A 23,910-nucleotide genomic window follows, 5' to 3' on the forward strand; every position below is an offset into this window, starting at 1 on the left:
GGTGGTCAGGCAGGTGATTCACTTGCCGCTCTTCGTTAGCTGCTCCGGCAGTGAGCTGAAAAGAAGATCGCCGAGGTGGTTGACAGCGAGTTTGATCGCTGTAGAATGCGCCTCCCGCTGATGAGAAGGTTTCCTTCGCTGAAGCACAAGCGATTGAGTAGAAAAGAAATTTTCGAAAAATAAAGCTTGACGGAAGATGAGGTTAGCGTAGAATGCGCGCCTCGGTTGAGATGAAAGCCTTAACCAGCTGCTCTTTAACAAGTTGAATCAAGCAATTCGTGTGGGTGCTTGTGATGTAAGACTGATGATCGACTGATTATCAGCAACGCAAGTAACACTCGTGAATTCGAGAGTTTTAGCTCTTTAAACAGAGCATGCGATTGCTGAGCCAAGTTTAGGGTTTTCTCAAAACCCAAGCAGTATTGAACTGAAGAGTTTGATCATGGCTCAGATTGAACGCTGGCGGCAGGCCTAACACATGCAAGTCGAGCGGATGATGGGAGCTTGCTCCCGGATTCAGCGGCGGACGGGTGAGTAATGCCTAGGAATCTGCCTGGTAGTGGGGGACAACGTTTCGAAAGGAACGCTAATACCGCATACGTCCTACGGGAGAAAGCAGGGGACCTTCGGGCCTTGCGCTATCAGATGAGCCTAGGTCGGATTAGCTAGTTGGTGGGGTAAAGGCCTACCAAGGCGACGATCCGTAACTGGTCTGAGAGGATGATCAGTCACACTGGAACTGAGACACGGTCCAGACTCCTACGGGAGGCAGCAGTGGGGAATATTGGACAATGGGCGAAAGCCTGATCCAGCCATGCCGCGTGTGTGAAGAAGGTCTTCGGATTGTAAAGCACTTTAAGTTGGGAGGAAGGGCAGTAAGTTAATACCTTGCTGTTTTGACGTTACCAACAGAATAAGCACCGGCTAACTTCGTGCCAGCAGCCGCGGTAATACGAAGGGTGCAAGCGTTAATCGGAATTACTGGGCGTAAAGCGCGCGTAGGTGGTTTGGTAAGATGGATGTGAAATCCCCGGGCTCAACCTGGGAACTGCATCCATAACTGCCTGACTAGAGTACGGTAGAGGGTGGTGGAATTTCCTGTGTAGCGGTGAAATGCGTAGATATAGGAAGGAACACCAGTGGCGAAGGCGACCACCTGGACTGATACTGACACTGAGGTGCGAAAGCGTGGGGAGCAAACAGGATTAGATACCCTGGTAGTCCACGCCGTAAACGATGTCGACTAGCCGTTGGGATCCTTGAGATCTTAGTGGCGCAGCTAACGCGATAAGTCGACCGCCTGGGGAGTACGGCCGCAAGGTTAAAACTCAAATGAATTGACGGGGGCCCGCACAAGCGGTGGAGCATGTGGTTTAATTCGAAGCAACGCGAAGAACCTTACCTGGCCTTGACATGTCCGGAATCCTGCAGAGATGCGGGAGTGCCTTCGGGAATCGGAACACAGGTGCTGCATGGCTGTCGTCAGCTCGTGTCGTGAGATGTTGGGTTAAGTCCCGTAACGAGCGCAACCCTTGTCCTTAGTTACCAGCACGTTATGGTGGGCACTCTAAGGAGACTGCCGGTGACAAACCGGAGGAAGGTGGGGATGACGTCAAGTCATCATGGCCCTTACGGCCAGGGCTACACACGTGCTACAATGGTCGGTACAGAGGGTTGCCAAGCCGCGAGGTGGAGCTAATCCCATAAAACCGATCGTAGTCCGGATCGCAGTCTGCAACTCGACTGCGTGAAGTCGGAATCGCTAGTAATCGTGAATCAGAATGTCACGGTGAATACGTTCCCGGGCCTTGTACACACCGCCCGTCACACCATGGGAGTGGGTTGCTCCAGAAGTAGCTAGTCTAACCGCAAGGGGGACGGTTACCACGGAGTGATTCATGACTGGGGTGAAGTCGTAACAAGGTAGCCGTAGGGGAACCTGCGGCTGGATCACCTCCTTAATCGAAGATCTCAGCTTCTTCATAAGCTCCCACACGAATTGCTTGATTCACTGGTTAGACGATTGGGTCTGTAGCTCAGTTGGTTAGAGCGCACCCCTGATAAGGGTGAGGTCGGCAGTTCGAATCTGCCCAGACCCACCAATTGTTGTGGTGTGCTGCTGATCCGATGGGGCCATAGCTCAGCTGGGAGAGCGCCTGCTTTGCACGCAGGAGGTCAGGAGTTCGATCCTCCTTGGCTCCACCATTAATCGTCGAAAGCTCAGACATGAATGTTCAGGATGAACGAACATTGATGTCTGGTCTTTGTGCCAGAACTGTTCTTTAAAAATTTGGGTATGTGATAGAAGTAGACTGAATAATCTCTTTCACTGGTGATTATTCAAGTCAAGGTAAAATTTGCGAGTTCAAGCGCGAATTTTCGGCGAATGTCGTCTTCACGTTCGAGACAATAACCAGATTGCTTGGGGTTATATGGTCAAGTGAAGAAGCGCATACGGTGGATGCCTTGGCAGTCAGAGGCGATGAAAGACGTGGTAGCCTGCGATAAGCTTCGGGGAGTCGGCAAACAGACTTTGATCCGGAGATCTCTGAATGGGGAAACCCACCTAGCATAAGTTAGGTATCTTGCACTGAATACATAGGTGTAAGAGGCGAACCAGGGGAACTGAAACATCTAAGTACCCTGAGGAAAAGAAATCAACCGAGATTCCCTTAGTAGTGGCGAGCGAACGGGGATTAGCCCTTAAGCTTCTTTGAATCTAACAGAACGCTCTGGAAAGTGCGGCCATAGTGGGTGATAGCCCCGTATGTGAAAGGTTCTTTGAAGTGAAATCGAGTAGGACGGAGCACGAGAAACTTTGTCTGAATATGGGGGGACCATCCTCCAAGGCTAAATACTACTGACTGACCGATAGTGAACCAGTACCGTGAGGGAAAGGCGAAAAGAACCCCGGAGAGGGGAGTGAAATAGAACCTGAAACCGTATGCGTACAAGCAGTGGGAGCCTACTTTGTTAGGTGACTGCGTACCTTTTGTATAATGGGTCAGCGACTTATATTCAGTGGCGAGCTTAACCGTATAGGGAAGGCGTAGCGAAAGCGAGTCTTAATAGGGCGTTTTAGTCGCTGGGTATAGACCCGAAACCGGGCGATCTATCCATGAGCAGGTTGAAGGTTAGGTAACACTGACTGGAGGACCGAACCCACTCCCGTTGAAAAGGTAGGGGATGACTTGTGGATCGGAGTGAAAGGCTAATCAAGCTCGGAGATAGCTGGTTCTCCTCGAAAGCTATTTAGGTAGCGCCTCACGTATCACTCCAGGGGGTAGAGCACTGTTTCGGCTAGGGGGTCATCCCGACTTACCAAACCGATGCAAACTCCGAATACCTGGAAGTGTCAGCGTGGGAGACACACGGCGGGTGCTAACGTCCGTCGTGAAAAGGGAAACAACCCAGACCGTCAGCTAAGGTCCCAAAGTTATGGTTAAGTGGTAAACGATGTGGGAAGGCTTAGACAGCTAGGAGGTTGGCTTAGAAGCAGCCACCCTTTAAAGAAAGCGTAATAGCTCACTAGTCGAGTCGGCCTGCGCGGAAGATGTAACGGGGCTCAAACCATACACCGAAGCTACGGGTGCATCGCAAGATGCGCGGTAGAGGAGCGTTCTGTAAGCCTGTGAAGGTGAGTTGAGAAGCTTGCTGGAGGTATCAGAAGTGCGAATGCTGACATGAGTAACGACAATGGGAGTGAAAAACTCCCACGCCGAAAGACCAAGGGTTCCTGCGCAACGTTAATCGACGCAGGGTTAGTCGGTCCCTAAGGCGAGGCTGAAGAGCGTAGTCGATGGGAAACAGGTTAATATTCCTGTACTTCTAGTTACTGCGATGGAGGGACGGAGAAGGCTAGGCCAGCTTGGCGTTGGTTGTCCAAGTTTAAGGTGGTAGGCAGAGATCTTAGGTAAATCCGGGGTCTTAATGCCGAGAGCTGATGACGAGTCATCTTTCAGATGATGAAGTGGTTGATGCCATGCTTCCAGGAAAAGCTTCTAAGCTTCAGGTAACTAGGAACCGTACCCCAAACCGACACAGGTGGTTGGGTAGAGAATACCAAGGCGCTTGAGAGAACTCGGGTGAAGGAACTAGGCAAAATGGCACCGTAACTTCGGGAGAAGGTGCGCCGGCGAGGGTTAAGGATTTACTCCGTAAGCCCATGCCGGTCGAAGATACCAGGCCGCTGCGACTGTTTATTAAAAACACAGCACTCTGCAAACACGAAAGTGGACGTATAGGGTGTGACGCCTGCCCGGTGCCGGAAGGTTAATTGATGGGGTTAGCGAAAGCGAAGCTCTTGATCGAAGCCCCGGTAAACGGCGGCCGTAACTATAACGGTCCTAAGGTAGCGAAATTCCTTGTCGGGTAAGTTCCGACCTGCACGAATGGCGTAACGATGGCGGCGCTGTCTCCACCCGAGACTCAGTGAAATTGAAATCGCTGTGAAGATGCAGTGTATCCGCGGCTAGACGGAAAGACCCCGTGAACCTTTACTGTAGCTTTGCACTGGACTTTGAGCCTGCTTGTGTAGGATAGGTGGGAGGCTTTGAAGCGTGGACGCCAGTCTGCGTGGAGCCATCCTTGAAATACCACCCTGGCATGCTTGAGGTTCTAACTCTGGTCCGTTATCCGGATCGAGGACAGTGTATGGTGGGCAGTTTGACTGGGGCGGTCTCCTCCTAAAGAGTAACGGAGGAGTACGAAGGTGCGCTCAGACCGGTCGGAAATCGGTCGTAGAGTATAAAGGCAAAAGCGCGCTTGACTGCGAGACAGACACGTCGAGCAGGTACGAAAGTAGGTCTTAGTGATCCGGTGGTTCTGTATGGAAGGGCCATCGCTCAACGGATAAAAGGTACTCCGGGGATAACAGGCTGATACCGCCCAAGAGTTCATATCGACGGCGGTGTTTGGCACCTCGATGTCGGCTCATCACATCCTGGGGCTGAAGCCGGTCCCAAGGGTATGGCTGTTCGCCATTTAAAGTGGTACGCGAGCTGGGTTTAGAACGTCGTGAGACAGTTCGGTCCCTATCTGCCGTGGACGTTTGAGATTTGAGAGGGGCTGCTCCTAGTACGAGAGGACCGGAGTGGACGAACCTCTGGTGTTCCGGTTGTCACGCCAGTGGCATTGCCGGGTAGCTATGTTCGGAATAGATAACCGCTGAAAGCATCTAAGCGGGAAACTAGCCTCAAGATGAGATCTCACTGGGAACTTGATTCCCCTGAAGGGCCGTCGAAGACTACGACGTTGATAGGTCGGGTGTGTAAGCGCTGTGAGGCGTTGAGCTAACCGATACTAATTGCCCGTGAGGCTTGACCATATAACACCCAAACAATTTGCGTGTTGTACGGTGAAGACGTAACGAACCGAAAGTTCGTGTGAACCGCAAATACCTGTCACATACCCGAATCTGGATGAGCGTGTGCACCTGCCACGAGCGTCCATAAAGAATTGCTTGACGACCATAGAGCGTTGGAACCACCTGATCCCATCCCGAACTCAGTAGTGAAACGACGCATCGCCGATGGTAGTGTGGAGTTTCTCCATGTGAGAGTAGGTCATCGTCAAGCTCCTATCCCAAGACCCCTGGTCAGCATCGCTGGCCGGGGGTTTTGCTTATTAGTGTAAGCAACCCGAATTCGGATGAGCGCCAAGGCGAGCATCCAGCCGAATTGCTTGACGACCATAGAGCATTGGAACCACCTGATCCCATCCCGAACTCAGTAGTGAAACGATGCATCGCCGATGGTAGTGTGGAGTTTCTCCATGTGAGAGTAGGTCATCGTCAAGCTTCTAATTCCAAAGCCCCTGATCAGCGAAAGCTGGTCGGGGGTTTTGTTTTTGGGGCGGAAAAAGCCAATGCGGGAGCCCTATACAGGGCGAGTAACCCGGGACGGGTTATCCGTTGCGATGGCGGATAACGCTTGAGGCGTTATGCGCCCTACGACCGGCGTTTGCCGGGGCCGTGAAGGGATGCGGTTCGCGGGCATGGCCCGCTCCTACAGGGGAGTGAGGGGCTTGGTCATAATGAGGGTGCGCTCTTCACCGTGGAGTTGTTCGCGCAGCAGGCGATAGCCGAGGCGGGCGTAGAAGCTTTCAGCGGTGAGGGAGGAGGGGACCAACAGGGCCTCTATACCGCGCTGCAGGGCGGCTTCCTCGATTTGCTCCATCAGGGCCTGGCCGATGCCCTTGCGCTGCTGCTGAGGCGTTATGAAGAGGCTGCGCACGGCATTGCCATCCAGGGCGCCTGTGCCGACGATCTCGCTCCCCAGCAAGGCAACGAAGACCAGGCGTTGCGCCAGCAACTCGATCACCCGCTCCGGCGTGAAATGCGCCACCACAGACTCGATGACACTCGCCGGGTAGTCCTGGCCGTTGCTCTCCCTGACGGCCGCAACGATCACCCGGCTGATGGCCGTGGCGTCGTCGCTGCGGGCCTGTCTGATCGTCAATTCCATCTCTGCGCTCCCTGTGATCCGCCTGCTCATCCTGACGGGATCGGCAGCGCGAGGGTAGGGCGGAATCACAGGCAACAAAAAAGGCGCCCTGGGGCGCCTTTCCTGTTTGGATCACCGATCAGCCGTTGTGGCGTTTCAGGACCAGGGTGGCGTTGGTGCCGCCAAAGCCGAAGCTGTTACTCATGACGGTGTCGATCTTCGCGTTTTCGCGGGTCTCGCGCAGGATCGGCAGGTCAGCGACTTCCGGGTCCAGTTCGTCGATGTTTGCCGAACCGGCGATGAAGTTGCCTTCCATCATCAGCAGGCAGTAGATCGCTTCGTGAACGCCAGCGGCGCCCAGGGAGTGGCCGGACAGGCTCTTGGTGGAGCTGATGGCCGGGGCCTTGTCGCCGAACACTGCGCGCACGCCACGGATTTCAGCGACGTCGCCGACCGGGGTGGAGGTGCCGTGGGTGTTCAGGTAGTCGATCGGGGTGTCCACGGTCGACAGGGCCTGCTGCATGCAGCGGATGGCGCCTTCGCCGCTCGGGGCAACCATGTCGTAGCCATCGGAAGTCGCACCGTAGCCAACGATTTCGGCGTAGATCTTGGCGCCACGCTTGAGGGCGTGTTCCAGCTCTTCGACCACGACCATGCCGCCGCCGCCGGCGATGACGAAACCGTCACGCTTGGCGTCGTAGGCGCGGGAGGCCTTTTCCGGGGTGTCGTTGTACTGGGTGGAGAGGGCGCCCATGGCGTCGAACAGGCAGCTCTGGCTCCAGTGTTCTTCCTCACCGCCGCCAGCGAAGACGACGTCCTGCTTGCCCAGCTGGATTTGCTCCATGGCCTGGCCGATGCAATGCGCGCTGGTGGCGCAGGCCGAGGAAATGGAGTAGTTCACGCCCTTGATCTGGAAGGGAGTGGCCAGGCACGCGGAAACGGTGCTGCCCATGGTGCGGGTGACGCGGTATGGGCCGATGCGCTTGACGCCCTTCTCGCGCAGGGTGTCGATGGCTTCCATCTGGTTCAGGGTGGAAGCACCGCCGGAGCCGGCGATCAGGCCGGTGCGCGGGTTGGAGATCTGCTCGGGGCTGAGGCCGGAGTCCTTGATCGCCTGTTCCATTGCCAGGTAGGCATAAGCGGCGGCGTCGCCCATGAAGCGGAAGACCTTGCGGTCGATCAGCTCTTCCAGGTTCAGGTTGACCGAACCGGAAACGTGGCTGCGCAGGCCCATCTCGGCGTAGCTGGGGTTGTGGCGGATGCCAGCACGGCCTGCACGCAGGTTGGCGGAGACGGTGTCTTTGTCATTGCCCAGGCAGGAAACGATGCCCAGACCGGTGATCACGACGCGACGCATGCGGATACCCTTAGAAGCTGTCAGTGGAAGTGAACAGGCCGACGCGGAGGCCTTCGGCGCTGTAGATTTCGCGGCCATCGACGCTGACGGTGCCGTCGGCGATGGCCAGGATCAGCGAACGATTGATCGTACGCTTGATGTGAATGTTGTAGGTGACTTTCTTGGCGGTCGGCAGGACCTGGCCGAAGAACTTCACTTCGCCCGAACCCAGGGCACGGCCGCGGCCGGGGTTGCCCTGCCAGCCGAGGTGGAAGCCGACCAGCTGCCACATGGCGTCGAGGCCCAGGCAGCCCGGCATGACGGGGTCGCCTTCGAAGTGGCAGGCGAAGAACCACAGGTCCGGGTTGATATCCAGCTCGGCGACCAGTTCGCCCTTGCCATACTTGCCGCCGACTTCACTGATGTGAGTGATGCGGTCGATCATCAGCATGTTCGGGGCGGGCAGTTGCGCATTACCCGGGCCGAAGAGCTCGCCGCGGCTGCAGCGCAGCAGGTCTTCTCGGGTGAAGGCGTTTTGTTTGGTCATGCGAGCTCCTCAAAAATCCTGGATAGCAGGCGTTGTTTGGCTTGTGCCTGCGGCGCCGCGTTCCGTTGTTCTTGTCACGGTGTCATGCGGCAGCCTAGTCATAGACTATTGCCTTTAAGTGAAAGTCACAGCAATCGGCGAACGCTTGTTCACTTTTCGCCGATGCCAGGTTTCCCCGTCGGGACGCAGGCCCCGGGCCGGTCCGCAGTTTGCGGGCAAGCGCTCCATCGATCAACGACCTGGAGCAACCCAGCGCTGCAGAATCCGCTGCAGCTCCGCGCGCTTGAACGGTTTGGCGAGGTAGTCGTTCATTCCCGCTTCAAGGCACGCCTCGCGGTCGCCCTGCAGCGCATTGGCGGTCAGGGCGATGATCGGTACCTGTTCGCCGCCCGGTTTCGCACGAATCTGCCGGGTGGCTTCGTAGCCGTTGAGCACCGGCAGGCGGCAATCCATCAGGATCGCCGCGAACTCGCCGCGCTCCGAGGTACGCACTGCCTGGGCGCCGTCACCCACCAGCGTGACGCGATAACCCAGGCTGCGCAACATAGCTTCTATGACCGTTTGATTCACCGGGTTGTCCTCCACCAGCAGCACGGACTGACCAGTGGCAAGCGCGTCGCCGCCGTTCGTCCCGTCGCCTGCGGCACTCTGACGCTCCCGGAAGGGCAGGGGAATCTCCAGAGTGAAGGTCGAACCACAACCCTCCTCGCTGACCGCACCCAGAGTGCCGCCCATCCGTTCGGCCAGGGTGCGCGCGATGGACAGCCCCAGCCCCGTGCCGCCGTAGCGCCGCGAGGTCGACGAGTCGGCCTGCTGGAAGGCCTCGAACATGTGCTCCAGGCGCTCGCGGGAGATGCCGATGCCGCTGTCCTGCACCGAGCAGCTGAGCCACAGCACTTCGTCGTCCAGCGCCTGCCAGGTGGCTTCCAGGCGCACGCCGCCTTCTTCGGTGAACTTCAGGGCGTTGCCCAGCAGGTTGACCAGGATCTGCCGGATGCGCGTCGGGTCGCCCTGCACCTCCAGGTTGTCGAGGCCGTCCTGCACGTTCATTTCCAGCTCCAGGCCGCGCTGCTGGGCGCTGTGTTGGAAGACCTGGATCGAGCTCTGGATCAGCTCCAGCAGGTTGAACGGGATGCGCTCCAGTTCCAGCGCGCCGCGCTCCACGCGGGAGAAGTCGAGGATGTCGTTGATCACCTTGAGCAGGTGCTCGGTGGATTCGGTGGCCAGTGCGCTGTACTCGGCCTGCTCCTGGTTCAGTTCGGTGGTTTCCAGCAGCTGCAGCATGCCCAGCACGCCGTTCATCGGGGTGCGCAGCTCGTGGCTCATCATCGCCAGGAAGTCGGACTTGGCGCGGTTGGCCTCTTCGGCTTCCTCTCGCGCCGCCACCAGCTGCGCAATGCTGCGCTCCTGCTCCAGGCTGGCCTGCTGCAGGCCGCGGGCGAGGTTGTTGATGTGTCGGGCGAGGTCGCCGACTTCGCCGTCATCCGGCACCGGCAGGGTGGTGTGGTAGTCGCCGGTCTGGATCGCTTGCACGGCGCGGCCCATGGTGCGGATCGGCGCGGCGAGGCGGCGGGCGAGGCGGCGCGCCAGCAGGTAGGTGAGGATCAGCGCGAACAGCGCGAGCAGGCTGGCCTTGAGGAGGATTTCCTGCTGCCGTTCGCTGAAGGCATCGCTGGCCATCCCGACCACCACGCGGCCGAGGTAGTCCCCGCTGGGCGGTGCGGCCGTCGGTAGCATGTCGTTGGAACTGGCCAGGTCGCTGCCATTGAGGGCGATGTTCTCGCGCTGGATCGAGGCGTGGAAGATTTCTACCTTGGTGCTCGCCTGCGCGGGATCGGCGGCGTGCTCGACGTAGACGAGGATATTGTCGCCGCGGTCGCGTACTTCGATGAAGCGCACGTGGGCGGTGCTCAGGGTTGCCCGCAGCAGGCTCTGCAGCACCGGCAGGTTGCCGGAGATCACCCCGTATTCCGCTGCCGGGGCGAGCTGGTTGGCGATCAGCTGGCCGGTGTGGTTGGACTCCAGGCGCAGGTCCTGCAAACGCGAATACGTGAAGTAGGCGGTCAGCAGCACGGTGAGCAGCAGCGCCGGGCCGAGGCTGATGGCCAGCATGCGCGTCTGGATGTTCCAGCTCTTGCGGGAACTCATGGTTTTTCTCCTTCGGCCAGGCGCTGCGCGAGTTCCGCGTCGCCTTGCAGGTCGATGCCGAGCGAGCGCGCCACCTGGCGGTTGCTCTGCACCTTGAAGCGTTTGGGGTAGAGACTGCGGGGCCATTGCTCCGCCGGCTCGTCGAGCAGGGTGTCGAGGGTCTCCAGCCAGTCGCTCTGGTCGCTGTAGGTGCTGGCCAGGCTGCCGGCCTTGACGAAGGCAGCGGTGGGGCCGATCAGCGCCCGGTTCCCGGCGTAGGCGCTGAGAAGGATGCCCTTGATGGTCTGCGCGTTATAAAGCTGTTTGTCGTCCAACCCGAGCAGCAGGTCACTGCGACCGAGCAGTTCTCGTAGCGGGCGGCTGTCTTCGGCGCGGGTTTGCAGCTCGCTCGTCAGTTCGACGCCGAGCTGTTCGGCGCTGTGCTGAAGCTCTTCCAGGAGGAACTCGCTGCTGGGGCCGACCAGCACGCCGATGCGTTGCGGGCGCGGGCTGAGTTGCAGGGCAAGTTGCAGCTGGCGCTCTGGTGGTGGGTCGCTCCACAGCAGGCTGAGGTGCGGCGGCTCGCGCTCGCCCAGCACCTGCCGGGCTTCGACGCGGCTGACCAGCAGAGTCAGTGCCGGCGGTGCGTCGTGGCTGGCCAGGCGCCAGTTCAGCGCGCCGCTGCCGAGCAACAGCAGGCGGGTTTCGCCATCCAGGCTGGCGGCTGGCGGCAGGTTTTCCGGGGATTCCAGACGCACCTGGTCATGTGGGCGATGGTGCGCCAGGGCTTCGGCGAAGTCCTGCAGCGCAGGGCTCTGTTCGGTGCTGACCAGCAGGATGTCGCGGGCCTGGGCCGGCTGCGCGAACAGGCAGGCCAGCCAGAGGAGCAGGGCGCTGAGGAGGGTTCCGGGGCTCGTCCATGAGCAGCGGGCAGACATGCTAGAAGTCCACCTCGGCGCTGAAGTAGAGCAGGTGGCGGCTGTCGTAGCGGTTTTCCGGCCAGGTCAGCGGCTCGTCGTCCAGGCGCTGCTGTAGCACGCCGGCCAGTTCCAGCGCCGCGCGGCCCAGGGGAATGCGCTTGGCCACGCGCAGGTCGACGCGCTCGAAGCGGTGCTCGTTCAGCGCATCGTCACCGTAGTAGAAGACCGAACTCGACCAGCCGCGCCCCCAGTCGCGCATCCAGCCGGCCGAGCCGCTGTTGCGCGCGGTAAGGCGCTGGTCGTAGCGGCTGCTGGCGTCGTAGTCGACGTAGGCGTAGGTCAGGCGCACGCGGTCCTGCCGCGTCAGGCGCCAGTCGAGCTGGGTTTCGGTGCCACTGAAGCGGATTTCGTTGTCATTGGTCGGTTCGAAGTCGGAGACCTTCAAGGGATCGCTGATCAGCCCGTGGATTTCGTCGTAGTAGGCTTTGATGTCGAGCGCGAGCCCGAGTTCGTCGAATTGGCCGTTGTAGCCGATTTCCCGCGAGCGCATGCGCTCCTGGTCGAGGTCGCCGGGACCATGGGCGCGGGCAAAGTAGTAGGCGCTGGACTGACCGTAGACCGGCGCCGAGAGGTTGCGCACCCGGTAGCTCCAGTTCACGTCATTCTCGTACATGTCCGGCGAGCGCACCGCCTCGGAATACACCGCGCGCAGGCTGTGGCGCGGAGTGATCAGGTAGTTGAGGGCGAGGCGCGGGCTGACCGAGCTGCCGGAGAGCTGGTCGTCCTCCACCATCGCGCCGCCCTGCAGCAGCCAGTGCGGTGTCAGGTGCCATTCCAGCTGGCCGAACAGGCGCCAGATGTCGTTGTTCACCGTGCCGTCGAAATAGGTTTCCGAGGTGGCCTGGTCGTGGCGGTAGCTCATGCCGCTGACCAGCCGCACGCCGTCGGCGAGGCTCAGGGTGTCCTGGACTTCGAGGTCGTAGCGGGTCTCGCGGATGTTCTGGTTCACCTGCCCGCACACCGGCAGGTAGGCGCCGGCCGCCAGCTGCTGGACCACCTGCCGGGCCAGCGCCTGCTCCTGCGCCGTGCCACGGGGAATGCGCGGCAGCGTATCGGCGAAGCTCTCCACGTACTTCGGATTCATATCCCACAACTGCGCGAGCTGCGGGCTGAAGGCGATCTGCGCCTCGCACGCGCCGAAGTCCTGCAAACGCTCCCAGTGTTCGGCGTAACCCTGCACATAGAGGCTGTGCTCGGGGTTGATGTCGAAGGTCCAGCGCAGGGAGCCGGCGTAGTCGCGGGCGGTCAGGTCGGAGTTGTCGTCACCGGCGGCGATGTTGCCGAAGATCGGTTCGTAGTCGTAGGGGCGCTGATTGCTGCCTTCCTTCGCCGCCAGCTGCCAGTCCAGGCTGTTGCGCAGGTCGAGGTTGTGGCTGGCCGTCAGGTTGAAGCGACTCAGGCGGCGGCCGTCGCGGTAGTCGCGGCCGAACTGGTCGTGGTCGAAGCCGTCGTCTTCCTGCCCGGAAAGCGACAGCCGATAGTCGCCGGAGCGGTCATGGATGCCCTGGCTGGCGTACCAGTCGCGCACGCCGTTCTGCCCGGCGGTGTACTTCAGTCGCGTGCCCTGGCTGTCGGCCGGGTGGCGGGTGAGGATGTTGATCACGCCCATCAGCGCGTTGGCGCCGTAGCTCACGGCGTTGGGGCCGCGGAAGACCTCGATGCGGTCGATGTCTTCGATGGCCACCGGGATGTCGCTCCAGTCCACCGTGGCCAGGCCCGGGCGGTACACCGAGCGGCCGTCCACCAGGACCTGCAGGCGCCGCGCCTCGGTGACGTTGGTGCCGTGGTAGTTCACCGTCGCCTGGTTGCCCGACAGGTAGCCGACCATCATGCCCGGCACCAGGCGCATCAGCTCGGGAATGTCGCGGGCGCCGGAGGCCTTGATCAGGTCGCGGTCGAGCACCGTCATGCTGCCGGGAACTTCGGCGGGGGACTGTTTGAGCCGGGTCGCGGTCAGAACTTCAGGGACGTCGAGGCTGTCCACGAACAGGTCGCCCGCCACGGCCTCGCCCGCCAGCAGTGCGGCAAGCAGGGAAAGTGGCAGGGGAGCGCGGACGGGACGATGCACGGAACGACCTTGTTCTCGGTTCTTATGGGATTGGTCAATGTCTACGGCTAGACGTTTCCACAGGACGGATGTTAAACGAGGCAGCGCTGATTGCCAGTCCCGCGATCCGGACTGGCCGGTCGCCGATGCGGCCTTATAATGCCCCAATCGCCGCCCCTAAGCGGTCACCAATGGAACAGACATGACACAGCAGCAACCGATCGCCGTCCTCGGTGGTGGCAGTTTCGGCACCGCCTTCGCCAACCTGCTGGCAGAAAACGGACAGCGCGTTCGCCAGTGGATGCGCGACGAGGAACAGGCCGAGGCGATCCGCACCCGCCGGGAGAATCCCAACTACCTCAAGGGCGTGCGCATCCATGACGGCGTGGAGCCGACCACGGACCTCGCCGCGACCCTGGCAGAGTGCCAGATGATCTTCGTCGCGGTGCCTTCCAGCGCCCTGCGCAAGGTGCTCGACGGCCGCAGCGAGGAGCTGGCGGGCAAGATGCTGGTCAGCCTGACCAAGGGGATCGAGGCGCAGAGCTTCAAGCTGATGAGCCAGGTGCTCGAAGAGATCGCGCCAAAATCCCGCATCGCGGTGATCTCCGGCCCGAATCTGGCGCGCGAGATCGCCGAGCATGAGCTGACCGCCACCGTGGTCGCCAGCGAGGACGAAGACCTCTGCGCCCAGGTGCAGGATGCGCTGCACGGTCGCACCTTCCGCGTCTACGCTAGCGGCGACCGCTTCGGCGTCGAACTGGGCGGAGCGCTGAAGAACGTCTACGCCATTATTGCCGGCATGGCTGCCGCGCTGGGCATGGGCGAGAACACCAAGGGCATGCTGATCACCCGCGCCCTGGCGGAGATGACCCGCTTCGCCGTCCAGCTCGGTGCCAACCCCATGACCTTCCTCGGCCTGGCCGGCGTGGGCGACCTGATCGTCACCTGTTCGTCACCCAAGAGCCGTAACTATCAGGTGGGTTTCGCCCTGGGCGAAGGCCTGACCCTGGAAGACGCCGTGGCGCGCATGGGCGAGACCGCCGAGGGCGTGAACACCCTCAAGGTGCTCAAGGCCAAGGCCGACGAGCTGCAGGTCTACATGCCGCTGGTGGCCGGCCTCAACGCCATCCTGTTCGGTGGCCGCACCCTGGAGCAGGTCATCGGCGCGCTGATGAGCGGCGAGCCGAAGACCGACGTCGATTTCATTCCCACCACCGGTTTCTGAGGAGGTATCGCTCATGTCCGCTGAACATCCGTCCGCTCAACGTCAGGAAAAGGAATCACTGGTCCTGCGCGTCGTCTGGATGCTGGTCTTCGCGCTGGTCTGGTTCGTCGCCGAGATGATCCTCGGCGCCGTGGTGATCATCCAGCTGATCTACCGCATCATCTACGGCGCGCCCAGCGGCAGCCTGATGGGCTTCGGCGACAGCCTGAGTCAGTACTTCGCGCAGATCGGCCGCTTCGGCACCTTCCAGACCGAAGAGAAGCCCTGGCCGTTCGCCGACTGGCCTACCGCCCATACGCCCGAAGGCGAGGCTCCCCACGACGTGCCGCCGGCGCCGCACCCGGTGCGCGACGAGGAGCCCAAGCTTTGAAGCTCTGGCTGCTGCGTCACGGTGAAGCCGAACCCCAGGCTCGCCGCGATTCCGAGCGCCGTCTGACGGCACACGGCGTCAAGGAAGTGCTGAAAAGTGCTGCCCAGCTCGCCGGCCAGCCGCTGGATGGCATCCTCGCCAGCCCCTATGTGCGCGCCCAGGAAACCGCCGAACTGGTCCGCGAGGCGCTGGGTTTCGAGGGTTCCGTCGGTACCGCGCCCTGGCTGACCCCGGACGACGATCCGAAGGATGTGCTGCGCTTCCTCGACGGACGCAACGAGCAGAACCTGCTGCTGGTCACCCACCAGCCGCTGGTGGGCGCGCTGGCCGGCCTGCTGGTGCATGGCAGCCGCAGCGACGCAGTGCCGTTCAGCACCGCCACCCTGGCGGAACTGGAAGGCGAGGTGCCGGTAGCGGGGCTGATGGAGCTGGTGTCGCTGTACCATCCGCGGCATGCCTGAGCCGGATGAGTCCCTGCGAAAAGGCCCCGAAAGGGGCCTTTTGCATTTCTGCCGTCGGCAAATCGTGCCTGGATGTTTCCGCGCAGGGCCCGTCGCAGAGCGTCCGGTGCCCATCCTTCGGCTAAATCCTACAAAAGTTCACACGACCAGCCTTGTCTGCCGCTGCGCTGCATGGAATATTCAACCAAGCAAGTGCTTGGTTGATCCATCGCTATATCCCTGAGCTACACCTCTGACAACAAGAACAAAGGAGGGGCACGTGGTTAAAGCAGTCCGATTACCACTCGACCTGTTCTATCAGCGCGAGAAGAGCCACCCGAACAAACGCTACCTGGTGCAACCGCTGACCGGCGGCGAAGTGCAGACCCTGACCTGGGGCGAAGTGGGCGAGCAGGCCCGCCGCGCCGCGGCCTGGCTGCGCAGCCTGGACCTGCCCGAAGGCAGCCGGGTGGCGATCATTTCGAAGAACTGCGCGCACTGGATCGTCGCCGATATCGCCATCTGGATGGCCGGCCACGTCTCGGTGCCGCTGTATCCCAACCTCACCGCCGATTCCGTGCGCCAGGTGATGACCCACTCCGAAGCGCGGGTGGCCTTCATCGGCAAGCTGGACGACTGGCCGGCGATGGAGGGCGGCATTCCCGACGGCGTGCCCACCGTTGCCCTGCCGCTTCACCCGCAGGGCCGCTTCGACCAGCAGTGGAGCGACCTGCAGCTGCAGGCGCCGATCAGCGACGATCCGCGCCCGGACGCCGCCACCCTGGCGACCCTCATCTACACCTCCGGCACCACCGGCACGCCCAAGGGCGTGATGCACACCTTCGGCAACTTCGCCTTTGCCGCCAGCCATGCCATCGACCTGTTCGGCGTCGGCGAGGAAGACCGCCTGCTGTCCTACCTGCCGCTGTGCCACGTGGCCGAGCGCATGTTCGTGCAGATGGCATCGATCTACGCCGGGCAGACGATCTTCTTCGCCGAAAGCCTGGACACCTTCGTCGCCGACATGCGCCGCGCGCGGCCCACGGTGTTCTTCGGCGTGCCGCGCATCTGGACCAAGTTCCAGATGGGCGTCTACGCGCAGATGCCGGCGCAGAAGCTCGACCGCCTGCTGCGTTTGCCGATCGTCGGCCGCCTTGTGGGCCGCAAGGTGCTTGCCGGCCTAGGCCTGGACGCCGTGCGCTTCGCCCTGTGCGGCGCCGCGCCGGTTCCCGAGGCGCTGCTGGGCTGGTACCAGCGCCTGGGGCTGAATGTGCTCGAGGTCTATGGCATGACCGAGAACTGCGGTTATTCCCACGTCTGCCGGCCGGGTGAGCAGCGGGTCGGTTGGATCGGCCGCAACAGCCCCGGCGTGGAGGTGCGAATCAGCGAAGAAGGTGAAGTGCAGGTGCGCAGCGGCGCGACCATGGTCGGCTATTTCAAGGACCCGGAGCGCACTGCCGAGACCATCACCGAGGACGGCTTCCTGCGCACCGGCGACAAGGGCGAGCAGGACGCCGAAGGCCACCTGCGCCTGACCGGCCGCATCAAGGAAATCTTCAAGACCGCCAAGGGCAAGTACGTCGCCCCGGCGCCCATCGAGAACCGCCTCGCGGTGCATTCGCGGATCGAGCAGATCTGCGTGGTCGGCGACGGCCTGATTGCCCCGCTGGGCCTCTGCGTGCTCTCCGAAGTGGGCCGCCAGGAAGCCGCCAACGGCTCGCGCAGCCAGCTGGAACAGAGCCTGCAGGAGCTGCTGACGGAGGTGAATGATGCGCTGGACAAGCACGAGCGCCTGGCCGGGCTGGTGCTGGTCAAGGATGTCTGGACGGTGGACAACGGCTTCCTCACGCCGACCCTGAAGATCAAGCGCAACGTGGTGGAAGGGACCTACGGCAAGCGCTTCAATGAATGGGCGGAGCGCCGCGAGGCGGTGCAATGGCATGAATGACAGAAGGAATGCGGAATGACCTGGCGCACCACGCCCGACCTGGAAAAGCTCAACGCGAACCTGAAGAACACCATCGGTGAAGTGCTCGACATCCGTTTCGAGGCGTTCGATGACGACTCGCTGACCGCCAGCATGGTGGTGGATTCGCGCACCCACCAGCCCTACGGCCTGCTGCACGGCGGCGCCTCGGTGGTACTGGCGGAGACCGTCGGTTCCACCGCCAGCTACCTGTGCCTGGACAACAGCAAGTACTACTGCGTGGGCCTGGAAGTGAACGCCAACCACCTGCGCGGCCTGCGCAGCGGGCGGGTGACGGCGGTGGCGAAGGCGGTGCATATCGGCCGCTCGACCCACGTCTGGGAAATCCGCCTGCATGGGGATGACGGCAAGCCGAGCTGCATCTCGCGGCTGACCATGGCGGTGGTGCCGCTGGAGCGCTGAACCAGTTCCAATCTGCGGCCTGTCCCTGGATGGGACCGCAGGATGGCGTGGAGCGAAGCGATCCCCATCGATCCCTGCACCAGCAGCATGGGTATCGCCTAGGCTCCACCCATCCTACAGAGGCGCTCCCTGCGATCGTAGGAGCGCCGCCCGGCGCCCTCGCAATGTTGAACCGGCGCCTCGGCCGTAGGATGGCGTGGAGCGAAGCGATACCCATCGATCCCTGCACCAGCAGCATGGGTATCGCCTAGGCTCCACCCATCCTACAAAGGCGCTCCCTGCGGTTACATCTGACTGTAGGAGCGGGCCATGCCCGCGATCGCGCGCATGGCGCGCTCCTACAGGAAGCACTGCCGCCCGGCACCCTCGCAATTTTGTCCAAGACCCGCCGTTCCCGCGCCGGTAGAGTAGGCCCATGGAACGCATCGAACACCACAGCAGCGGCCTGCCCGGCGTCCGTTTCATCGACGCCGAGTACCGCCGTTTCGCCTTTCCCCGGCACTTTCATCTCGACTATCACGTCGGGCTGATGCTGGACGGCTGCCAGCGCTACACCCACCAGGGTGAGCGCTCGCTGGCCGGGAATGGCGACATCCTGCTGATGAGCCCCGAGAGCATCCACGACGGCTCCAGCGAAGGCGAGGACGGCTACCGCATCCGCGTGCTGTCCATCGACCCGCAATGGCTGGACGATGCCTGCCGCGCCTTCAGCGATGGCCGCCAGGGTGCGCCGCGCCTGACCGCCGCGCAGCTGCGCGACCCGCTGCTGCAGGTCGAGCTGCAACGCGCCCACGCCCTGATGCTGGGCGGCGAGCGGCTGGCACAGGAAGGCCAGCTCTGGCAAGCGTTGGCCGCGCTGCTGGAGCGCGCTTCCAGCCTGCGCATCCGCGAACCGGGGCAGGGCTTCGATGCGCCGACCTGGGCGCGCATCCGCGAGTGGCTGGAGTCGCGCCTGGAGACCCCGCCGACCCTGGAAGAGATCGCCGAGTTCTGCGACCTCAGCCCCTGGCAGGTGCTGCGCCGCTTCCGCCACCAGTGCGGATTGCCGCCGCACCAGTGGCTGACCCAGCTGCGTCTGGAACGCGCGCTGCCACGGGTGATCAAGGGCCAGCCGCTGGCGGAGATCGCCCTGAGCCTGGGCTTCTATGACCAGGCGCACTTCAGCCGCCTGTTCCGCCGTACCTACGGATTGCCGCCCGCGCGACTACGCCAGCGCTGATCCGCCACCCAATCTCGTTTCCTTTCCCACTGGAGAATCCCGCCATGCAGGAGGTTCACGTCTTGCTCATGCTCACCGCCGTGTTCGCGGTCGCCCTGGTCAGCCCCGGCCCGGACGTCGCGCTGGTGGTGCGCACCTCGCTGCACCAGGGCCGCCGCGCCGGGGTGCTCAGCGCCCTCGGGCTGGCCTGCGGCATCCTGGTCCACGGCACCCTGGTGCTGACCGGCGTGTCGTTGCTGCTCAGCCGTTCGCCGCTGCTGTTCAGCGCGCTGCAACTGGTGGGCGCGGCCTACCTCGGCTGGCTCGGCATCGGCGCACTGCGCGCGCTGCGCAAGCCGGGCGGGGCAGGGCGCATCGACGGCGAGTTGTCCGCATCGAAGCTCGGGCCCTGGCTGCGCGGGCTGGCGACCAACCTGTTCAACCCCAAGGCGCTGGTGTTCTTCCTCGCGCTGCTCAGCAGCCTGATCCCGGTGGGCATGTCGGCGCCCGGCAAGGTCTCGGTGGCGGCGATGCTGTTCGTCGTCGGCTTCGCCTGGTTCAGCCTGCTCAGCGTGATCCTCACACGACCGCTGTGGCAGCAGCGCCTGCTGCGCGCGGTGCCGGTGATAGACGGCGCCTGCGGGTTGGTGTTCCTGCTGGTGGCGGGCGGCATCCTGTTCAGCGTGGTGAATCACGCGGCGCATTGGGTGTGAGGTGTGCTGGCGGATAACGTGTTCCACGTTATGCGCCCTACGATGGGGCTCCTGTAGGGCGAATAACCGCTCGCGGTTATCCGCCGATAGCGGGCGGATCAGGGCAAATCCGCCGGAGCGCCATGGAGTTTGGCCGTAGTGCCGTCATTCGCGGGAGCACGGGTCATTGCCGCGCCCCCGGTGCTGTCGGAAAATTCAGGCTGTCATTCCCCTGAGTTCACGCAGCATGTCGCAAGCGGTCTTCTTCGCCCACGCCAACGGTTTCCCCTCGGGGACCTACGGCAAGTTGTTCGATGCCCTGGAGCCGGATTACCGGGTCCATCGGCTGGACATGCACGGCCATGACCCGCGCTTCCCGGTGAACGCCAACTGGGAAAACCTGGTGGAAGAACTGCTGCATCACCTCGAGGCGCTGGATGAACCCGTGTGGGGCGTCGGCCATTCCCTCGGCGGCGTGCTGCATTACCATGCGGCGCTGCGCAAACCCGAGCTGTACCGCGGCGTGGTGATGCTCGATTCGCCGTTGCTGACGCTGGCGGACCAACTGGTGATCCGCGTCGCCAAGCGCTTCGGCTTCATCGACCGGCTGACGCCCGCCGGCCGCACCCTCGGCCGCCGCGAGGACTTCGACGACTTCGCCGAGGCGCTGGAATACTTCGCCGGCAAGCCGCTGTTCAAGCGCTTCGACCGCGATTGCCTGGAGGCCTACGTGCGCCACGGGCTGGCGCCGGTCGACGCGCGCGGCCTGCGGCTGAAGTTCGATCCGGCCACCGAGATATCCATCTACCGCAACGTGCCGCATACCGCGCCGGGGCGTGCCAAACAGTTGGCCGTGCCGCTGACCATGGTGCGCGGCCGCCACAGCCGCGTGGTGCTGCCGCACCATGCCCGCCTGATCGGCCGCATCCCCATGGGCGAGAGCCTGTCGCTGCCCGGCGGCCACATGTTCCCGCTGGAGCGCCCGCAGGACACCGCCGCGCTGCTCAAGACCGTCTTCGCCCGCTGGCAACAGCGCGCCAACGCCTAAGGAATCGCCATGACCGCCAAAGTCCAGGAAATCCGCCTGAACCTGCCGCACATCGAGCTGGCCGCACACCTCTTCGGCCCGGAAGACGGCCGCCCGGTGATCGCCCTGCACGGCTGGCTGGACAACGCCATGAGCTTCGCCCGCCTGGCGCCCAAGCTAGAGGGCGTGCGCATCCTCGCCCTCGATTTCGCCGGCCACGGCCATTCCGGCCACCGCGCGCCGGGGGCCAGCTACCTGCTGTGGGACTACGCGCTGGACGTGCTGATGGTGGCCGATCAGATGGGCTGGGAGCGGTTCTCCCTGCTTGGGCATTCCATGGGCGCCATCGTCTCGGTGCTGTTGGCCGGCGCCATGCCCGAGCGTATCGAGCGCCTCGCTCTGATCGACGGCCTGGTGCCCTACACCGGCGAGCCGGACACCTCGCCGCAGAAGCTCGGCGAAGCGCTGCGTGCCCAACTGGCCCTGCCGAACAAGCGCAAGCCGGTCTACGAGGCCATTGACCGCGCGGTGGAAGCGCGCATGAAAGGCGTCGGCGCGGTCAGCCGTGAGGCGGCGGAGCTACTGGCCTCCCGTGGCCTGGTGCCGGTGCCCGGTGGCTACACCTGGCGCACTGATGCACGCCTGACCCTGCCGTCGCCGCTGCGCCTGACCCGCGCCCATGCGCGACAATTCGTCCACTCCGTGCAGTGCCCGACCAGCCTGGTGCTGGCGCAGCAGGGCCTGATGCTGGTCGAGCCGGCCACCCGCGAACTGCTGAAAGACAGGCCCTTCGCGGTCCACGAGCTGCCCGGCCAGCACCATTTGCACCTGGACGACGAGGCCGGCGCCGAAGCCGTCGCAGCGATCTTCCGACCCTTCCTGCAAGCCTGAGGGAAACACCCCGTAGCGCCCTGCGGCTTGACTAAAGCGGGGCCGGCCGCGACGCTGCACGGATCGCTTCAGGGAGATTGTGCATGCTCGACATCCAGAACGCCGCGCGCCAGGGGCCGGAAAACCCTCACTTCGTCAGGACCGACGCGCACCGGATGTCACGGCTGCTCCGCACGCTGATCGCCGGCGGCCTGCTCGGTTTCGCCAGCCTCGCCGGTGCCGCCGACCTGCCCGACAGCCACGACCTGGAGATCCTCCCGCGCTTCCCGCGATCGGAGATCGTCGACTTCAACCAAGCCGCCAGCCAGGAACGCATCTACCCGCAAGGCTCGATCAGCCGCATCAGCGGGCGCCTGCGCATGGAAGGAGAGGTGCGCGCCATCGGCGACCTGACCGCCGTGACCTATCGCCTGCCTGACGAAGATTCCAGCCAGAGCGCCTTCGCTGCCGCGCGCAAGGACCTGCTCAAGGCCGACGCCACGCCGCTGTTCTGGTGCGAGAGCCGCGATTGCGGTTCCAGCAACCTGCTGGCCAACTCGGTGTTTGGCAACTCCAAGCTGTTCGGCCCGGACGAGCAGCAGGCCTACTTGCTGGTGCGCCTTGCCGCGCCCCACGAGAACAGCCTGCTGGCGGTCTACACCATCACCCGTGGCAACCGCCGCGCCTACCTGCATGCCGAACAACTGGACAGCGCCGACGCCCTCGGTGAACTGCTGCCCAGCCCGTCGACGCTGATGCGCCTGCTCAAGGCCAACGGCGAGCTGACCTTGAGCCACGTGCCTCAGGAGCCGGGCGGCGCCTGGCTCGACCTGCTGGTGCGCACTTTGCGCCTGGACACCGGCGTACGGGTGGAGCTGGCTGGCAAGCACGCGGGCGACTGGCGCAGCGCACTCACTGCCCAGGGCGTGCGCGACGCTCGTCTGGAGCAGGGCAAGGATGATAGTGATGGCCTGCATCTGACCTGGCTGCGCTGATTTCCCTGGGGCGATTCTCCGACGCTGAAGGCTGAAACGCCCTACACTGGGGCTTTCGAGCCAACCGGGGTTTCCAATGTTCGACAACGATCGCCTGTTGCTGCGCCTGCTGTTGCTCGGCCTGCTGGGCGCGAGTATCTGGGTGCTGCTGCCGTTCTGGTCGGCGCTGTTCTGGGCCGCTGTGCTGGCCTTTGCCAGCTGGCCGCTGATGCGTCTGCTGACGCAGTTGCTGGGCGGTCGCCAGGCCTCTGCGGCGGGCTTGCTGACCGTTGGCTGGATCGTGCTGGTGGCGCTGCCGCTGGTGTGGCTGGGCTTCGGCCTGGTGGACCGGGTGCGCGAAGGCGTCGAGCTGGTGAAGAACCTGCAGGTGTCCGGCCTGCCGCCGCCGCCGGAGTGGATGGCGCGGGTGCCGCTGATCGGCGACCGGCTGATCGGCTGGTGGTACCAGGCCGACCAGCAGGGCGTGGCGATGTTCTCCGCGCTCAAGCCGTACATGGGCGAGGTCGGCAACTGGGCCCTGGCGCGCAGCGCCAAGCTGGGCGCGGGCATCTTCGAACTGGTGCTGAGCCTGGTGCTGATCTTCTTCTTCTACCGCGATGGCCAGCGCCTGCAGGCGTTCGCCCACGGCGTGCTGGAACGCCTGATCGGCGCCGCCGCGCAGCAGTACATGGACATCATCGCCGGCACCGTGCAACGGGTGGTCAACGGCGTGATCGGCACCGCCGCGGCCCAGGCCGTGCTGGCTACCATCGGCTTCCTCATCGCCGGGGTGCCGGGGGCACTGGTGCTCGGCCTGCTGACCTTCGTCTGCAGCCTGCTGATGGTGCCCCCGCTGGTGTGGGGCCCGGCGGTGATCTGGCTGTTCTACCAGGAGAGCTACGGCTACGCGGTGTTCATGGCGATCTGGGGCTTCTTCGTGATCAGCGGCGTGGACAACATCCTCAAGCCCTACCTGATCAGCCGCGGCGGCAACCTGCCGCTGGTGGTGGTGCTGCTGGGGGTGCTCGGCGGGTTGCTCAGCTTCGGCTTCATCGGCCTGTTCCTCGGCCCGGTGCTGCTGGCGGTGGTGTACAACCTGGTCAGCGCCTGGGTGGCCAGCTCGCAACGGCCTCCGCCGCCGCCGGTGGTTTGATACTTCGGCGCGAGGGATTGCCCTCACCCTAACCCTCTCCCGGAGGGTTAGGGGACCGGTTGGTGCGCTTTGCAAGATGGGAGCTCGCCGGC

Annotated in this window: 17 protein-coding genes, 2 tRNA genes and 4 rRNA genes; 17 read left to right on the forward strand and 6 right to left on the reverse strand. The window is 63.0% G+C overall.

Annotated elements, in window-relative coordinates; genetic code table 11:
- Positions 1–424: 424 nt before the first annotated feature.
- The 6 genes from ABKS89_RS10300 to rrf (ABKS89_RS10325) all read left to right on the forward strand — a co-directional run bounded on the left by ABKS89_RS10300 (position 425) and on the right by rrf (ABKS89_RS10325) (position 5,797).
- Positions 425–1,961, forward strand: a 16S ribosomal RNA gene (locus ABKS89_RS10300).
- A 64-nt stretch (positions 1,962–2,025) separates the two neighbouring features.
- Positions 2,026–2,102 (forward strand) — tRNA-Ile (locus ABKS89_RS10305).
- A 27-nt stretch (positions 2,103–2,129) separates the two neighbouring features.
- A tRNA-Ala gene (locus ABKS89_RS10310) sits at positions 2,130–2,205 on the forward strand.
- 229 nt (positions 2,206–2,434) lie between these two features.
- Positions 2,435–5,326 (forward strand): 23S ribosomal RNA (locus tag ABKS89_RS10315).
- A gap of 134 nt (positions 5,327–5,460) precedes the next feature.
- Positions 5,461–5,576: ribosomal RNA gene (gene rrf, locus ABKS89_RS10320) — 5S ribosomal RNA — on the forward strand.
- Between the two features lie 105 nt (positions 5,577–5,681).
- Positions 5,682–5,797 (forward strand): 5S ribosomal RNA (gene rrf, locus ABKS89_RS10325).
- Together the 16S, 23S and 5S rRNA genes with 2 tRNA genes alongside form the textbook arrangement of a ribosomal RNA operon.
- A gap of 208 nt (positions 5,798–6,005) precedes the next feature.
- On the opposite strand, the gene ABKS89_RS10330 is transcribed toward rrf (ABKS89_RS10325), so the two are convergent.
- The 6 genes from ABKS89_RS10330 to ABKS89_RS10355 form a co-directional block, all read right to left on the reverse strand.
- Positions 6,006–6,464 carry a GNAT family N-acetyltransferase gene (locus tag ABKS89_RS10330; RefSeq protein ID WP_348590081.1) on the reverse strand — a complete coding sequence of 153 codons (459 nt, stop codon included), beginning with the start codon at positions 6,462–6,464 and terminating at the stop codon, positions 6,006–6,008.
- Positions 6,465–6,582: 118 nt separating this feature from the next.
- Positions 6,583–7,800 carry a beta-ketoacyl-ACP synthase I gene (gene fabB / locus ABKS89_RS10335; RefSeq protein WP_348590083.1) on the reverse strand — a complete coding sequence of 406 codons (1,218 nt, stop codon included), beginning with the start codon at positions 7,798–7,800 and terminating at the stop codon, positions 6,583–6,585.
- A 10-nt stretch (positions 7,801–7,810) separates the two neighbouring features.
- The gene (gene fabA, locus ABKS89_RS10340) at positions 7,811–8,326 is read right to left on the reverse strand and encodes a 3-hydroxyacyl-[acyl-carrier-protein] dehydratase FabA (RefSeq protein WP_138216449.1); all 516 of its coding nucleotides are present in this window, start codon (positions 8,324–8,326) and stop codon (positions 7,811–7,813) included.
- Positions 8,327–8,557: 231 nt separating this feature from the next.
- Positions 8,558–10,474, reverse strand: a complete 1,917-nt coding sequence (locus tag ABKS89_RS10345; RefSeq protein WP_348590085.1) for an ATP-binding protein — start codon at positions 10,472–10,474, stop codon at positions 8,558–8,560.
- Entirely contained in the window at positions 10,471–11,391 is a 921-nt protein-coding gene (locus tag ABKS89_RS10350) for an ABC transporter substrate-binding protein (protein WP_138216447.1), read from the reverse strand. The genes ABKS89_RS10345 and ABKS89_RS10350 overlap by 4 nt, the downstream gene beginning before the upstream one ends.
- Position 11,392: 1 nt before the next feature.
- Entirely contained in the window at positions 11,393–13,501 is a 2,109-nt protein-coding gene (locus tag ABKS89_RS10355; RefSeq protein ID WP_242015420.1) for a TonB-dependent receptor plug domain-containing protein, read from the reverse strand.
- 181 nt (positions 13,502–13,682) lie between these two features.
- Between ABKS89_RS10355 and ABKS89_RS10360 the strand changes: the two genes are divergently transcribed.
- The 11 genes from ABKS89_RS10360 (at position 13,683) to ABKS89_RS10410 (ending at position 23,818) form a co-directional block, all read left to right on the forward strand.
- On the forward strand, positions 13,683–14,705 hold the full coding sequence (locus tag ABKS89_RS10360) for an NAD(P)H-dependent glycerol-3-phosphate dehydrogenase (RefSeq protein ID WP_348590086.1): 1,023 nt from the start codon (positions 13,683–13,685) through the stop codon (positions 14,703–14,705).
- Positions 14,706–14,718: 13 nt separating this feature from the next.
- Positions 14,719–15,075 (forward strand): DUF4389 domain-containing protein, encoded by a 357-nt coding sequence (locus ABKS89_RS10365; RefSeq protein WP_138216445.1) that lies wholly within the window; start codon positions 14,719–14,721, stop codon positions 15,073–15,075.
- Positions 15,072–15,536, forward strand: coding sequence for a phosphohistidine phosphatase SixA (gene sixA / locus ABKS89_RS10370; protein ID WP_138216444.1), 465 nt, complete (start codon positions 15,072–15,074; stop codon positions 15,534–15,536). The genes ABKS89_RS10365 and sixA overlap by 4 nt, the downstream gene beginning before the upstream one ends.
- Before the next feature lie 259 nt (positions 15,537–15,795).
- Positions 15,796–17,463 carry an AMP-binding protein gene (locus ABKS89_RS10375; RefSeq protein ID WP_348590087.1) on the forward strand — a complete coding sequence of 556 codons (1,668 nt, stop codon included), beginning with the start codon at positions 15,796–15,798 and terminating at the stop codon, positions 17,461–17,463.
- Positions 17,464–17,478: 15 nt separating this feature from the next.
- The gene (locus tag ABKS89_RS10380) at positions 17,479–17,904 is read left to right on the forward strand and encodes a hotdog fold thioesterase (protein ID WP_081519161.1); all 426 of its coding nucleotides are present in this window, start codon (positions 17,479–17,481) and stop codon (positions 17,902–17,904) included.
- 415 nt (positions 17,905–18,319) lie between these two features.
- Positions 18,320–19,123 (forward strand): AraC family transcriptional regulator, encoded by an 804-nt coding sequence (locus ABKS89_RS10385; protein ID WP_138216442.1) that lies wholly within the window; start codon positions 18,320–18,322, stop codon positions 19,121–19,123.
- Between the two features lie 44 nt (positions 19,124–19,167).
- Positions 19,168–19,815, forward strand: a complete 648-nt coding sequence (locus ABKS89_RS10390) for a LysE family translocator (RefSeq protein ID WP_348590089.1) — start codon at positions 19,168–19,170, stop codon at positions 19,813–19,815.
- A gap of 226 nt (positions 19,816–20,041) precedes the next feature.
- Positions 20,042–20,842 carry an alpha/beta fold hydrolase gene (locus ABKS89_RS10395; RefSeq protein ID WP_138216440.1) on the forward strand — a complete coding sequence of 267 codons (801 nt, stop codon included), beginning with the start codon at positions 20,042–20,044 and terminating at the stop codon, positions 20,840–20,842.
- 9 nt (positions 20,843–20,851) lie between these two features.
- Positions 20,852–21,712: an alpha/beta hydrolase gene (locus ABKS89_RS10400; protein ID WP_138216439.1), complete on the forward strand. Its 861-nt coding sequence runs from the start codon at positions 20,852–20,854 to the stop codon at positions 21,710–21,712.
- Between the two features lie 83 nt (positions 21,713–21,795).
- Positions 21,796–22,686 (forward strand): DUF4892 domain-containing protein, encoded by an 891-nt coding sequence (locus ABKS89_RS10405; protein ID WP_431312067.1) that lies wholly within the window; start codon positions 21,796–21,798, stop codon positions 22,684–22,686.
- A gap of 76 nt (positions 22,687–22,762) precedes the next feature.
- Positions 22,763–23,818 (forward strand): AI-2E family transporter, encoded by a 1,056-nt coding sequence (locus tag ABKS89_RS10410; protein WP_138216438.1) that lies wholly within the window; start codon positions 22,763–22,765, stop codon positions 23,816–23,818.
- The last annotated feature ends 92 nt before the right edge of the window (positions 23,819–23,910 follow it).

Origin of the sequence: Pseudomonas sp. LABIM340, from assembly GCF_040017195.2 — a bacterium.
Classification (GTDB): Bacteria; Pseudomonadota; Gammaproteobacteria; order Pseudomonadales; family Pseudomonadaceae; genus Pseudomonas.